Annotated in this window: 10 protein-coding genes; 9 read left to right on the plus strand and 1 reads right to left on the minus strand. The window is 46.2% G+C overall.

What is annotated here, in order from left to right; genetic code table 11:
• Positions 1-19 precede the first annotated feature (19 nt).
• From M9189_RS05305 to M9189_RS05335, 7 genes are all read left to right on the plus strand, one after another.
• Positions 20-1,966: an ABC-F family ATP-binding cassette domain-containing protein gene (locus tag M9189_RS05305; protein WP_250725183.1), complete on the plus strand. Its 1,947-nt coding sequence runs from the start codon at positions 20-22 to the stop codon at positions 1,964-1,966.
• 17 nt (positions 1,967-1,983) lie between these two features.
• Positions 1,984-2,721: a 23S rRNA (guanosine(2251)-2'-O)-methyltransferase RlmB gene (gene rlmB / locus M9189_RS05310; protein WP_250725185.1), complete on the plus strand. Its 738-nt coding sequence runs from the start codon at positions 1,984-1,986 to the stop codon at positions 2,719-2,721.
• Positions 2,722-3,047: 326 nt separating this feature from the next.
• Positions 3,048-4,115: a uroporphyrinogen decarboxylase family protein gene (locus M9189_RS05315; protein WP_250725186.1), complete on the plus strand. Its 1,068-nt coding sequence runs from the start codon at positions 3,048-3,050 to the stop codon at positions 4,113-4,115.
• Positions 4,116-4,307: 192 nt separating this feature from the next.
• A complete protein-coding gene (locus tag M9189_RS05320; protein ID WP_250725187.1) occupies positions 4,308-4,565 on the plus strand; it encodes an OadG family protein in 258 nt (85 codons plus the stop codon).
• Positions 4,566-4,657: 92 nt separating this feature from the next.
• Positions 4,658-6,508, plus strand: coding sequence for a biotin/lipoyl-containing protein (locus M9189_RS05325; RefSeq protein ID WP_250725188.1), 1,851 nt, complete (start codon positions 4,658-4,660; stop codon positions 6,506-6,508).
• Between the two features lie 11 nt (positions 6,509-6,519).
• Positions 6,520-7,731 (plus strand): sodium ion-translocating decarboxylase subunit beta, encoded by a 1,212-nt coding sequence (locus M9189_RS05330; protein WP_250725189.1) that lies wholly within the window; start codon positions 6,520-6,522, stop codon positions 7,729-7,731.
• An 87-nt stretch (positions 7,732-7,818) separates the two neighbouring features.
• Complete coding sequence (locus tag M9189_RS05335; RefSeq protein WP_250725190.1) at positions 7,819-8,919, plus strand: nucleotidyltransferase domain-containing protein; 1,101 nt, start codon at positions 7,819-7,821, stop codon at positions 8,917-8,919.
• A gap of 53 nt (positions 8,920-8,972) precedes the next feature.
• Here the strand turns inward: M9189_RS05335 and M9189_RS05340 are convergent, their stop codons facing one another.
• The gene (locus tag M9189_RS05340) at positions 8,973-9,527 is read right to left on the minus strand and encodes a glutathione peroxidase (protein WP_250725191.1); all 555 of its coding nucleotides are present in this window, start codon (positions 9,525-9,527) and stop codon (positions 8,973-8,975) included.
• Positions 9,528-9,653: 126 nt separating this feature from the next.
• On the opposite strand from M9189_RS05340, the gene M9189_RS05345 reads away from it, so the two are divergent.
• Complete coding sequence (locus M9189_RS05345; RefSeq protein ID WP_250725192.1) at positions 9,654-13,313, plus strand: cation:proton antiporter domain-containing protein; 3,660 nt, start codon at positions 9,654-9,656, stop codon at positions 13,311-13,313.
• Positions 13,314-13,324: 11 nt separating this feature from the next.
• Positions 13,325-13,993, plus strand: coding sequence for a hypothetical protein (locus tag M9189_RS05350; protein WP_250725193.1), 669 nt, complete (start codon positions 13,325-13,327; stop codon positions 13,991-13,993).
• The last annotated feature ends 13 nt before the right edge of the window (positions 13,994-14,006 follow it).

Genomic DNA, 14,006 nt, shown 5'->3' on the forward strand with positions numbered 1-14,006 from the left:
AATTATGTCATAAAGTTTCATGGTATCAGTTAATCAGTTAGTTGTTGATTTCGGAGGATTCAGATTATTCGACGACGTTACTTTCCTTATAAATTCCAGGGATCGCATAGGACTTGTCGGACGCAACGGCGCAGGTAAGTCAACATTGCTCAAGATTATTGCAGGACAGATGGTTCCTACTTCTGGCAATGTTTCGATGCCCAAAGAACTTACTATCGGCTATTTGCCGCAGCATATCCACTACAGCGACACCCGTACGGTTGTAGATGAAGCAGAGACTGCCTTTGAAGAGATCATCGGCCTCGAGGCCGAGATTGCAAGGCTCAACGAGGAGATATCACAGAGGGAGGATTATGAGAGCGAGTCCTATATGGACCTTATTTCCCGCCTTACCGAGTGTACCGAGCGTTACGACATGGCAGGAGGCCATTCCTACAAGAGGGATGTCGAACTCACCCTCAAGGGTCTTGGATTCAAGCGTGAGGACTTTGACCGTCCCACCGTTGAGTTCAGCGGCGGCTGGCGTATGCGTATCGAGCTTGCCAAGATCCTGCTCAGAAAGCCCGATCTATTCCTGCTCGATGAGCCTACCAACCACCTTGACATCGAGTCAATACAGTGGCTTGAGGATTACCTAAAGAACTACCAGGGCGCGCTTGTGCTTATCTCGCACGACAGGGCCTTTCTTGACAATATAACAAACCGCACGGTAGAGATATCCCTTGGAAAAGTCTATGATTACAGGGTGCCATATTCGCGTTATGTAGTGCTAAGAGCTGAGAGGCGGGAGCAGCAGCTCGCCGCCTATCGTAATCAGCAGAAGCTGATTGATGACACCGAAGCCTTTATAGAGCGTTTTCGCTACAAATCATCAAAGGCAGTGCAGGTACAAAGTCGCATCAAGCAATTGGAGAAGCTTGACCGTATAGAGGTAGATGAGTTGGACAACAGTGCCCTGCGCATCAAGTTTCCCAAGGCACCTCACTCAGGAGCCATTACCGTCAAGGGAACCGGCGTAAGCAAGTTCTATGGCAGCCATCACGTGTTAGACGATGTCAACTTTGCAATAGCACGTGGTGAGAAAGTTGCCTTTGTAGGCAAGAACGGTGAGGGTAAGACAACCATGGTGAGGATTATCCTCAATGAACTGGAGCATCAGGGCAAGGTCGAACTGGGTCACCAGGTCAAGATCGGATATTTCGCGCAAAACCAGGCCGACAAGCTGGATCCCAGTCTGACAGTGCTCGAGAGTGTAGATCATGTGGCAGTGGGAGATATCAGGACCAGGATACGCGACCTGCTCGGAGCCTTCCTTTTCGGGGGCGAGGCTGTTGACAAGAAGGTTGCTGTACTGTCGGGAGGAGAGAGGACAAGGCTTGCAATGGTTATGCTCCTGCTTGAGCCTGTCAACTTCCTGATCCTCGATGAGCCGACCAACCACCTTGACATGAGGTCGAAGGACATCCTCAAGCAGGCCCTCAAGGACTTTGAAGGAACAGTGCTTGTCGTATCCCACGACCGGGACTTCCTCGACGGGCTTGTAAACAAGATGTATGAGTTTGGCAACAAAAAGATCCGCGAGCACCTCGGAGGCGTATATGAGTTCCTTGCAGCCAAGAAGATGGAGTCGCTTAGCGAACTCGAACTCAATCCCGCGGTTCAGGCCCGTCGGGAGGAGAAAAAGGAAAGTGCCGAACCAGTTGACGGAAAGCAGAGATTTGAAGAACTTAGGGAGTACAACCGCAAGGTCAGGCGAGTTGCAAACAAGATAGAGGACAAGGAAAAGCTGATTGCCAAACTAGAGGCAAGGATTGCAGAGATGAGCCAGAGGTTGGCTGAGCCTGCCGAAGGTGATGATGTGGCCATCCTTGTCAAGGAGTATGACAAGATGAATGTTGAGCTGGAGAAGGCCATGCAGGAATGGGAAGCACTCCAGAATGAGTTAAGTGAACTGGAAGGAAAATAAGCGCTTAAGGCATATATATGAAAGAGAAAAATATAGTATTCGGTATAAGAGCCGTAATTGAGGCTGTCGAGAGTGGCAAGAGCCTTGAGAAGGTGTACATACGTGCAGGACTGCAGGGAGACCTCAGCCATCAGTTGTTCAATGTACTCAAGGAAAATCATATAGTGTGGCAGACAGTGCCCGCTGAGCGCTTGGCCAGATTGACCACAGGCAACCACCAGGGAGTAGTTGCCGTGATGTCGCCCATCGAGTACCATGACATCAGGGAGGTTGTGGAAAACAGCCTTGCCATAGGCAAGGTGCCTTTGGTACTGCTACTCGATGGAATCACCGACGTAAGGAATTTTGGAGCAATAGCCCGTAGCGCTGCCTGTGCCGGAGCCGATGCGATAGTATTGCCCGAGAAAGGCAGTGTTCAGGTCAATGCGGATGCCATTAAGACCTCGGCTGGAGGTCTCTTCAATATCCCTGTTTGTAGGTCCAAAAACCTTTGGTTTGTTTTGAAATTCCTCAAGGAAAAGGGCTTTACAATCCTTGGAGCTTCGGAAAAGAGCGACTATCCTTATTACAAGGCAGACCTTAGAGGTCCGGTCGCCATCGTGATGGGATCGGAGGACAAGGGTATCTCCTCTCAGGTGCACAAGATGATAGATAGCTATGTATCAATACCTTTGAAGGGTGAGATAGAGTCGTTGAACGTATCTGTAGCAGCAGGAATTCTGATCTTCGAGGTGCTGCGTCAGCGTGCTCAGTAGTCAGCTTTAACATTGGTAATCAATCAGTTGCCGGGACAGACCCTCTGAACCCCGCTAAAAAATTCATGCAAAAGGCAAAAGATTAAAATACGTAAACATCACTTAAAAATAGCTTAACAAGAGGATGGGCGAGTCTTTATTGTATCAGCCGATGGATCAATAATTTCAGGCTTATTTTGTGGGTTTTGCAATTTAAACAGAACGTTCGAAAATTTGAAAAGCTATTTTTGAGTCAATCTTATTTGCAAATCTTTTTGTTTTTTCTCTAAATTCGGTTTCCTAATCCTAACCGGTGAAACATTAATTATTCACTTAATCGTTTCTTCATGAATAACAAGGAAAGAGTTTTAAAGACTCTAAGCCACGAGCAGCCCGACCGTGTACCGTTCTTTTACTGGGGCGTACCTGAGTTCACCAGCAGAATGATGGCTCATCTCGGGTTTTCAAGCAGGGACGAAATGATGGATTATTTGGATGTGGATTTCAGGTGGGTGGAGCCTGCTTATGTTGGACCGGAACTAATCACCGGACAAAACGGTGACGCTGTAAAGAAAGACATCTGGGGAGTTAAGTACAGGCTGGCAGGCAAGGAAGGTTTTCATTATTGGGATGTAGCTGAATATCCATTGAAGGGAGTGACTGATCCTGCAATTTTGGCTGATTATCCCTGGCCGGATGTTAGCCTGTTTGATTTTAAAGTCCTTGATGCGCAGTTGAAAAAGTACAAGGACTATGCTATTATGACTGCACCGGGTTTCTCATCACCCGGACTGTTCCGTATCATCCAGCGCCTTATTGGACGAGAGGAGTTCCTCGATGTGATGATGTATCATCCCAGGTTTTTCCACACCCTTGTTGAGAAGGTTGCCGGATTCTATAATGAGTTTATTGAGAAGTTTTTCGAGGTAGCAGGCAACAGGGTTGACTTTATCCGCATAGCCGATGACTTCGGATCACAAAGCGGACTAATCGTCAGCAATGAGATCTGGGAAGAGATAGTTCGCCCTGTGTTTCAGAAGTACTATGAAGTACCCCGAAAGCATGGCTGCCGTCTCTACATGCACAGTTGCGGCGGAGTGCGCAAGCTGATTCCCGAGTTTGTTATGGTTGGAGCAGAAGTACTGGATCCCATCCAGACCCGTGCAGCAGGAATGAATCCCGAAGGATTAAAGAAGGACTACGGTCACTTTATTACATTCTGCGGGGCTTTGGACGAAGAACTACTTTTACGCCATGGTACACCTGAAAAGGTAAGAGAAGGTGTAAAAGAACTGCTGGATGTGATGGCACCAGGAGGAGGATTTATACTTGGTCCTTCACACAAGATTAAAGTTGAAACCCCAATTGAAAACGTGCTGGCCATGTATGAGGCCGCCCGTGAGTGGCACTACTAAAGGACTATACTATATCGCGTTTATAAATAGTGTAGGATTCTCCGCACAAAAGCAGCGGCTGTCGTGAATGCACGACAGCCGCTTTTTTAATTCAAATGATTTTAGGCAGGATTCCTGGTAAAAATTTGATAAAAGCTAGAAAAATTAGTATAATTGTAAGCATCTTGGCGTAGGATAGTAAAAAATTATTACATGAACGAGAATATAGAACTTGCACTTTTACTGTTACTTGTAGGGATGGTAACTGTGTTTTTGGTGTTGATACTAGTTTATTCACTTGGAAATGCGATAGTCAGGTTTGTCAACCGTTTCTTTCCTGAAGGTGAACAAGCAATAGTTGCCAGTCAGGCTACGGGAGTTAACCAGAAACATCTTGCAGTTATTGCGGCAGCGGTAGCTACAGTTACAGGAGGCAGCGGTAAGGTATTAAAAGTCGAGAAGGAGAGTTAGCACTTCGCGGGACTATTCCCAAAGCAAAAAAGCGGAAAATCAAATGAAGTTTGCCCTTCAGGGCAGATTAACAGGACTTATTATATGATGTTATGGGTAGGAAAATAAAATTCTCCCTGTTGTACAGGGATATGTGGCAATCGGCGGGCAAGTATGTGCCTCGTCTGGATCAGCTTGAAGAAGTAGCTCCCCACATCGTTGAGATGGGATGCTTTGCACGTGTCGAGACCAATGGCGGTGGCTTCGAGCAGATCAATCTTTTGTTTGGTGAGAACCCCAACAAGGCCGTTAGGGCCTGGACCAAGCCTTTCAAGGAAGCCGGTATCCAGACCCACATGCTTGAGCGTGCCCTCAATGGTATCAGGATGACCCCGGTACCTTCCGATGTGCGCAAGCTTATGTTTAAGGTCAAGAAACTACAGGGAACAGATATAGCCCGTTCATTCTGCGGACTCAACGACCCGCGCAATATCATCGATTCTATTAGATATGCCAGGGAAGGCGGAATGATTGCCCAGGCTGCCATGAGTATATCATACTCAAAGGTTCACACGGTAGAATACTTTGTTGACCTTGCCGACCAGCTTATCCAGGCGGGAGCTGACGAACTCTGTCTTAAGGATATGGCAGGCGTTGCCCGTCCTGCATGGCTTGCCGAGATCGTAAAGCAGATCAGGGTCAAGTATCCGGAGATCCCGCTTACATATCACGGTCATGCCGGTCCAGGTTTTCAGGTTGCAACAATACTCGAAGTGTGCCGTGCCGGAGTTGACTATATCGACGTAGGTATGGAGCCCCTGTCATGGGGAACAGGTCATGCCGACCTGCTCACAGTACAGGCTATGCTTAAAGATGCAGGCTTCGATGTGCCCGATATCAATATGAATGCCTATATGAAGGTTCGCAGCCTCACCCAGTCATATATGGACGACTTCCTGGGCTATTTTATCAGTCCGAAGAACCGTCTGATGAACTCCCTGCTTATCGGACCAGGACTTCCCGGTGGTATGATGGGATCGCTAATGGCCGACCTGCAAAACAACCTTGCAAGCCTCAACAAGTGGAAGGTCAAAAACGGTCAGCCCGAACTAACCGAGGACGACCTGCTTGTCAAGCTCTTCAACGAGGTAGAATATGTATGGCCTGAACTTGGCTACCCACCACTTGTAACACCATTCAGTCAGTATGTCAAGAACGTTGCGTTGATGAACGTAATCCAGATGGAGAAGGGTGCAGGGCGTTGGTCAATGATAGCCGACAATATCTGGGATATGATAGTAGGCAAGAGCGGCCGCTTGCCCGGTCCACTTGGCGAAGAGATCATTGCCCTTGCAAAGAAGGAAGGTCGTGAGTTTTACAACGGCCATCCGCAGGCTCTGTATCCCGATGCCCTTGATACCTTCCGCAAGGAGATGAACGACAATGGCTGGGACTATGGTCAGGATGACGAGGAACTTTTCGAACTGGCAATGCACCCTGAGCAGTACCGACGTTACAAGTCTGGACAGGCCAAGGCCGACTTCGAAAAGGAAATTGCAGAAGCCAAGGCCGAGGCAGCCAAGGAAGCAGCCGGTGGTGCGGTTGCCCAGCCCACAACGATGTATATCGAAGTTGAAGGACAAAAGTACAAAGTCAATATCAGCTATGACGGCAGCTCAGCAGCTTCAGCTGAACCCCAATCCGGCAGTCCGGCTCCTGCAGCTTCGGGTAATGCCGAAGCCATTGTCTCCCCACTCGAAGGCAAGTTTTACTTTACCAAGGACAGCAGTGAGACTGCGATTAAGGTGGGCGACCACGTTGAGAAGGGCGATTTGCTTGGTTATATCGAGGCAATGAAGACATACAACAGGATCAGTGCCGACAAGCCGGGTGTAATTACCGAGATAAAAGTCAGCAACGGAGCTTCGGTTGACGAGGATGACGTATTGATGATGATCTCATAAATCCGGATACCATGGAAGTATTAGAACAATTATATAAGATGACGGCCTTCAGCTCCCTGTTTTCGGAGCCGGGAATCATTATAATGCTGATAATAGGCTGTGTACTGCTCTATCTGGGTATTGCCAAAAAGTTTGAACCACTGTTGCTGGTACCCATAGGCTTTGGAGTGGTGCTTGCCAACCTCCCCGGTGGAGGAATGGGCGTGGTGGATCCCAAGTTGATCGAGCTGGAGAACGGCCATTATATGAATCTCTTTGAGATAGCGCATGAGTATGGGATAATGAACTTCCTGTATTATTCGCTTATCAAGACTGGGTTTTTGCCACCGATAATCTTTATGGGTGTAGGAGCGCTGACCGACTTTGGTCCAATGTTGCGCAATCTGAAGCTTGCTTTCTTTGGAGCAGCAGCCCAGATAGGAATCTTTGCCGTCCTGTTAGCGGCCATATTCCTGGGATTCACACCACAGGAAGCCGGTTCATTGGGAATTATCGGAGGAGCTGACGGTCCGACAGCTATTTACACAACTATCAAACTGGCTCCGCACCTCTTGGGGCCAATTGCTATTGCAGCTTATTCATATATGGCATTGGTGCCGGTGATTATTCCGTTGGTTTCCAAACTCCTTATGACCAAGAAGGAGTTTCTTATAAATATGAAGGAGCAGGACAAGCTCTATCCTTCAAAGTATGAGATCAAGAACCTGAAGTTGGTCAAGATTATCTTCCCGATAGCCCTGGGTATAGTAACTGCCATTGTTGTTCCTTCTTCGGTGCCTTTGCTTGGTATGTTACTCTTTGGTAACCTTGTCAAGGAGCTGGGAACCCTTACAAGCCGTCTGGCAGATGCAGCAAGCGGTCCGATAATGAATACCGCCACCATCTTTCTTGGATTGTCTGTAGGAGCCACCATGACCCATGATGTATTCCTTAAAGGTCAGACCCTGGGTATAGTAGTTGGCGGATTTCTGGCCTTTGCAATAAGCATAGCCGGTGGAATCCTTGCTACAAAGGTTTACAATATGTTTAGCAAGAAAAAGATCAATCCCCTTGTAGGAGCTTGCGGTCTGAGTGCAGTCCCAATGGCTTCCAGGGTTGCAAATGAAATCGCATTGAAATATGACAAGAACAATCACATTTTGATGTATTGTATGGCGCCCAATATCTCGGGTGTAATCGGTTCGGCAGTAGCAGCCGGAGTGCTGATTTCAATGCTTCAGTAACATTGTGTTCGTTTGAGTTTTCTTCATAGACAGCGCTCCACTTGCGGGAGCGCTTTCTTTTTGTAGCTTTGTGAAAAATGCTGCAATTTGAGACAGAAACACTTTGAAGCGATAAAGGCCCTTGCCTCTGAGGAAGCATTCAATCCCGGGGCATACGACATCAATTGGCAGGATCCTGCGGAGCTTGATGCCTTCGTACTGCTTGCCGAGCAGGGTGGGGTGGTATCCTGGTGTTTCCATCGTCTGATGCAGCAAGGGCAGGGCGAACAACTTCCCTTTCTTGTAGCCCGTCTTAAAAAGCGCTATCTGGCAATTTTGGTAGATAATCAGCAGCGACTCCAACTATATAAGCATCTTAAGCAGCTGTTTGGCGACAATAACATTCCCTTTGCACTTTTGAAGGGCATGGCCCTTGCCTTTACTGTTTATCCCCATGAAGCCCTGCGGCCCATGGGTGACCTTGACATCCTTGTTCCCGCTGACAAAGTGTTGCAGGCCCGTGACCTTCTGATACATAATGGAGCGCGCAGCACCCATGTTCCTATCAGCGCCTGGCATGAAATGCACAACGCTCATGTAAGACCAGTGGTACTGCCCCCTTACAGGTATATGATAGAGCTGCACTCCAGGCTATATGCAGACGGCAGTTACCTCCTGCCCAAAACAGCGAGGTGGGAAGACATGGTTTGTCAGAAGGCAGGTTCACTTGGCACCTTTAGCGTGATGAGCGATCCGTGGCTGCTGTATCACCTGTGTACCCACCTTTATTATGGTTATGAGATGGGCGGACTGCGCCTTGGCTGGCTGATAGATATAGCGAGGGTGTTGGAGCAGTCGGATGATGTAGCAGCCTTAGTAAGAGCCACACTGGCAATACACAAGCCCGGGCGTAAGGCCGTGTTGAGAGCCTTGGGGTGGTCAGCACAATTTACAGGATATAGAGTAAGAGAAAGTCTTAAAGAGTGGAGCAGCAGTTTTATACAGGAACCTTCAATCAAGCTCTATATGTCGGCAAAAGGTGAAGAAGCCCTTCACCGTCGCATAGTGTTTAAGCAACTGCTGCACTCGGGGGGGCTCCGCAACAAAGTAGCAGGATTGTGGCATCAGGTCTTTCCGTCGCGCGAGTATATGCGGCATTACTTCGGGGAAGGTCCCTTGTGGAAGCAGCACCTCCGCCGCCTGCTTTGATTGAGGGCTTGATTAGCAGCAATGTGAATGCTCTAATACTTGAAGCTACCTTTTCATTTCTTAGTAATAAACTCAATAATCTCCGGATCATCGGGAGTAGTACGGGGCGATATAACGCTCACCAGAGAGCCATTCTCGTCGATAAGAAACTTCTGGAAGTTCCATTGCACCTTTGAGTCGCTCACCCCGTTGAGGCTCTTTTCGGTGAGCCACTGATAGACCGGATGGATATCTTTGCCCTTTACAGAAATCTTATCCATCATAGGGAAGGAGACCCCGTAGTTAAGCTTGCAGAATTCAGCGATTTCCTCTGCTGAGCCCGGTTCCTGATTCAGGAAGTTGTTTGCCGGGAATCCCAGGATCACAAAGTTCTCACCACCGTATGTTTCCCACAGTTGCTGCAACTGCTCATATTGGCTGGTAAACCCGCATTTGCTGGCCGTGTTTACAATCAGTACCTTTTTACCCTTTAGTTGGGCAAAATCAAATTCTTCACCTTGCAGCGTTTGAACCTTAAAACTGTAAAAGTCGCTCTGTCCAAAGGCGACTGGCAATGAAAATCCTATCATTGCTGCTATTGCTCCGAAAATCTTAGCTATTGATCCCATAGTAAAATATTTAGATAAGATATGAACAGTCAATAAATAATATTGTTCAAATGCTTATTGGTCAATGAGCTTGTCGAAGTGACCAAAAGTTTGAACCAAAAGATTATCTTTCAGGTTTAAAGAAGTATGAAGAAGCGTTACAGGAATACAGCCTTTTATGTAGGAGTTACAGGAGGCTTTGCCTTTTTGGTGTATTGCCTGATTATAGCAGGCAGCAAACTGGAGGACGGGGGCTCAGTTGTATCGGTCGCTTCAGGCAATACTCCGTGGGCTGACTTTGTGCATTCTATCGCTTCTAATCTTGGGCATCCCCTTGCCCTTCTGCTTGCCCAGATAGTAACAATTATCCTGACAGCCCGTCTTTTGGGGTGGCTATGCAACAGGATAGGACAGCCTGCTGTAATCGGAGAGATAATAGCCGGTATCGTACTCGGTCCTTCACTTATAGGCTATTACTTCCCGGCCTTTAGTGAAGCCCTCTTTCCTGTTGAGTCGCTTGGCAACCTGCAATTTATAAGTCAGATAGGTCTGATCCTGTTTATGTTTATAATAGGCATGGAGCTGGACCTTAAGATTTTGAAAAAGAAGGCAGGCGATGCTGTAATAGTTAGTCATGCAAGTATAGTAATACCCTTTGCCCTGGGTATGGCCTTGTCGTACTTTCTGTACGCCAACTTTGCCCCTGAGGGAGTACGATTTTCATCCTTCGGACTGTTTCTGGGCATCTCGATGAGCGTAACAGCCCTTGACCTAAGTGGAAATGTGCTTTTTAAGAAGGATGGAAACTCCGACATTGCAACCTTTAGATACGGTTATGAATGTGCTGCCCCCTCAGCCGCAATTTCAAAAGTATCCCACAACAGCGTTTCCGTATCGTGGAACAGCAACAGCAGTATTAGAGAGTATATTGTAAGTTACAGAAAAGAGAACGATTCAGAGTGGCAAGAAGTAACTACCAGCAACGTTGGCCTCACCATCGATAATTTAGAACACAGCGTTCAATACGAATTATATGTCAGAGCATCTTGTGGCGACGCAAGCAGTAGTAATGAGCGCTTACTTCGGTTTAAAACCGATCGTTTTGTAGATTACAGTTGTGGAGCAGGAGCTCCGAGGATAAGCTTCGAGAATCAAGATCCCTTACCTGCCCTACATCGCTTCGACGAGTTTAAAGCAGCCGATTTCTATATTGAAGTCACCGAGGTGAGTGGCACCCAAGGCGTTTTCTCAGGTCGCGGACTGGCCTCCATCCCCTTTCTCGAATTTCTTAAGTTTGAAGTATCTTTTAACGACATTACCATCAACACCGATCGGCAGATGATTGATGGGCACGTAGTATTTCTTCACGAAGAAGAAACCGGCAAAATCCCCGGTCGTAATATGGGTGTTGGAGGTTCGCAAGGAGCGGAGGGTTCACAAGAATTAAGTTTTGAAGAAGCCCTTAATGAGATTGCAGACCAGAAGGTGACAATTGATGAAGAAGTTGCTGACGTTAGCGTCAGCAACGGCAATGTAACTGTTGTTACCGAAAGCGGGCAGACCCAAAGTTATTTGGTAGGCGAGAATCAGACCCTCGCCATAGTAACCCCCGAGAGCATCGTTGTTGTTGATCAAGCCTCAGGGCAAGTATTCCAGGCACCTAACACCCCTCCCGGCAGTTCATCCAACGTGCGCACCCCATCTCAATCAGGCATTCATGGCTGTTTGGTAACCTTTAGGCCCTCCGCCACCCAACGCTTAGGTTTCGATGCCGTAGGCAACGGTGTAGTTAAGCCCAATAGCTACTTTTTGCGCGACCGCAATGGAGATACCGTTCCTTGGAAATCGCTCGAAGCAGGCAATACCGACTATGTTGCAATGTTAACCAATGGCGATTGTCAGGCAGATAGTCTGCGCTTTATTCGTGAAAGCGGACTTTTAACCCCCACAACCCCGGGCCGCAACAACTCCCTTGAACTACTGCTTACCGGAGGTTTTCAAGGTCAGGAAGAGCGTCTGACCGTAGCAAGGGCCACTACAAATCATATAAATGACAGTACAAGTGAAGAAATTCTCACCGAAGCCGGAGTGTTGGGGCTGGTAAGCTACCAACGCATAACCCGTGATGTCTTTCTTATTCCCGTTAACGGAGCTTCCTTTCCAACGGCTTCCACGCAATTGTCCGATATCGAAAAGCGCCTCAATGAAATATACGGATCCGCTGTAATCAACTGGAATGTACATTTTGACGAGCCAATAGAAGTAGGCCGCATAAACGAGGCCGAATTTAAGGTAGAGGGTACCGCCATGCTGAGCAAGTACACCTCCGATATGAACAGAGTTATTCGCACCTACAAACGCAACCGCCCATCTGACGATAACAGCCTGTACCTGTTCTTTGTAGAGTTATCCGATTTGGGCACCAGTCGCAAAGGATTCATGCCCTTAGCGGGTAATTTCGGCTTTATATTTAACTTTAGTGCTTCTGACTTTGACCTGTTGGCCCACGAGTTGGCTCATGGCGCCTTCAACCTTCGCCACACCTTCAGCGATAAAGCCCAGCACTATTTCCCAGTGCAACAAACCGCCAATCTTATGGACTATGCCGGCGGCACCGATCTGTGGAAATACCAATGGGATTTGATTCATAACCCGGAAAGCATACTCTTTAGCTGGGCGCAGGATGAGGAGGAGGGGGCTTATAGCCTACCTTGTTTAGGATGGTTTGATGATTGTGATGATGTACTGAAGATTTTAGAAACTTTCCGTAATGCCCGTATAAAAGGCAATCAGGTAAAAATAAACGGGCAAACGAAAATTGAGGAACGGATATTGATAGCAAATTCCATAAAAGTTGGAGATACAGACTATAAACGGATACGATTAATTTATAAGCCTAAGACAGAAGATTATACATTTAATCCGACCAAATATAGCTTTTATGACCAACAGTTTTTTGTGACAGATGGCTCTGTGGATTGGCAGCGAGGATTTGTTTACTATAAAGATAGTGAAGAGCTATTTAAAATACTGGTGGATGATGAAACATCCAAAATTGGGAAGCTGAAGGAATATTTGTTTGGCAAAGAGTACGATGAAATAATACAAATATTTACAAATAATACAGTTTTAACCCCGGATGAAATTAGAGATGTGAGGGAACAAATTGCAATGTTAAAGGATGAAGACCAGAAGAAAGAACTCTTTTTGGAGTTGCAAACTAAGGTTCCTTATCACAATCAACGCAACAACGACCAAACGCAATATCTTGCAGACAGGATGTGCAATTTGACCTCGCAAGCCATGTGCCTTGAATACCTTGGTATTGCTTGCCCTGATGCCAATATGCAGTTTGAAGATTATTTGGAGCAGATACGGGAAAACAATAATTTCGGAGATAGAACTACACCGGATGCAAGACAGAAGATAACAGAGCACTTAGGAGCATGTTATCAATATAAAGAATTTAAAGGTACCTTTTCTGATAATAAAGAAAAAATTAAAGAAGTATTATTACCAAAATTAGAAACAGGTTGTTCGATAATGTTATCAGTTTGGCCTGGTTGCAAAGGACACCTTATCAGATTGCAAAGCATAACCAACGAAGGCCTGATTGTTGATGATCCATATGGAAAAGTAAAGGGGAAAACCGATGGTTTTGATTGGAGGGAGGCTTGTAATAGTGGTGGTTATGATACCAATTCAAATACATTTGAAGATACTAAGGGCAGCGATAATCTTTGGAAATGGTCGGATATACAGGATGTAACCCTTAAATATGTAGAAATTTATTGTACATGTAAATAAAACATATAGTCATGAAAAATGTAATTCTTTCACTTTTAATGCTTGCATGCTGTAATGCATGTTCCTCACAGGTAAAATTCAGGGAGTTTACAAATAATTTTAAACCACTTGAATTACCATTAGACAATATTCTGAACCTTACAAACAGAGATACTCTGGATGGAAAATTCACAAACGATATTATAATCCGCAGCCAGGATAAAAGGCCTCAGTATGTTGATAAAGATGGTACTCTTAAAACCATCAGGCAGTATTATGGGCTATATCCTGAAGAGCCTTTTAAGTATACATCTGATGAGAAAAAAAACGGTAAATGGATTGAAATTAATCATACTTTTTACAACAAAATTATCCCTATAGGACGGATCAATCTAAATGATAATTATGAATCATTAATCATAAAAGTAGTTGCTATTGAAACAACCTTTTATGATTTGTGGAATTTTTCAAAAGACGGGAAGGCATTATCGGTTATATGCCTATTTTGGGGCATGAGGGATGCAGGTCCGCAGGATGAAAAAGTGACCTTTACCATAATAGACTCCAACATCACAAAAGAAGGAAATATTGTTTGGTATGAAAACGCCGATGGGCTGGAAACCTTTAGGACTTATAAACTTAATGACGAAGGGCATTTTCAGATAATAAAAGAAGAACAGAAAGGCGAAGCGGAATTTTAAATTGCTGGATATC

The sequence above is a fragment of the Xiashengella succiniciproducens genome, from assembly GCF_023674465.1.
Lineage (GTDB): Bacteria > Bacteroidota > Bacteroidia > Bacteroidales > Marinilabiliaceae > Geofilum > Geofilum succiniciproducens.

Excerpts from the sequence above, each read along its gene's own strand:
- M9189_RS05305 (WP_250725183.1), top strand. The coding sequence starts at position 20 with ATGGTATCAGTTAATCAGTTAGTTGTTGATTTCGGAGGATTCAGATTA.
- rlmB (WP_250725185.1), top strand. The coding sequence starts at position 1,984 with ATGAAAGAGAAAAATATAGTATTCGGTATAAGAGCCGTAATTGAGGCT.
- M9189_RS05315 (WP_250725186.1), top strand. The coding sequence starts at position 3,048 with ATGAATAACAAGGAAAGAGTTTTAAAGACTCTAAGCCACGAGCAGCCC.
- M9189_RS05320 (WP_250725187.1), top strand. The coding sequence starts at position 4,308 with ATGAACGAGAATATAGAACTTGCACTTTTACTGTTACTTGTAGGGATG.
- M9189_RS05325 (WP_250725188.1), top strand. The coding sequence starts at position 4,658 with ATGGGTAGGAAAATAAAATTCTCCCTGTTGTACAGGGATATGTGGCAA.
- M9189_RS05330 (WP_250725189.1), top strand. The coding sequence starts at position 6,520 with ATGGAAGTATTAGAACAATTATATAAGATGACGGCCTTCAGCTCCCTG.
- M9189_RS05340 (WP_250725191.1), bottom strand. The coding sequence starts at position 9,527 with ATGGGATCAATAGCTAAGATTTTCGGAGCAATAGCAGCAATGATAGGA.
- M9189_RS05345 (WP_250725192.1), top strand. The coding sequence starts at position 9,654 with ATGAAGAAGCGTTACAGGAATACAGCCTTTTATGTAGGAGTTACAGGA.
- M9189_RS05350 (WP_250725193.1), top strand. The coding sequence starts at position 13,325 with ATGAAAAATGTAATTCTTTCACTTTTAATGCTTGCATGCTGTAATGCA.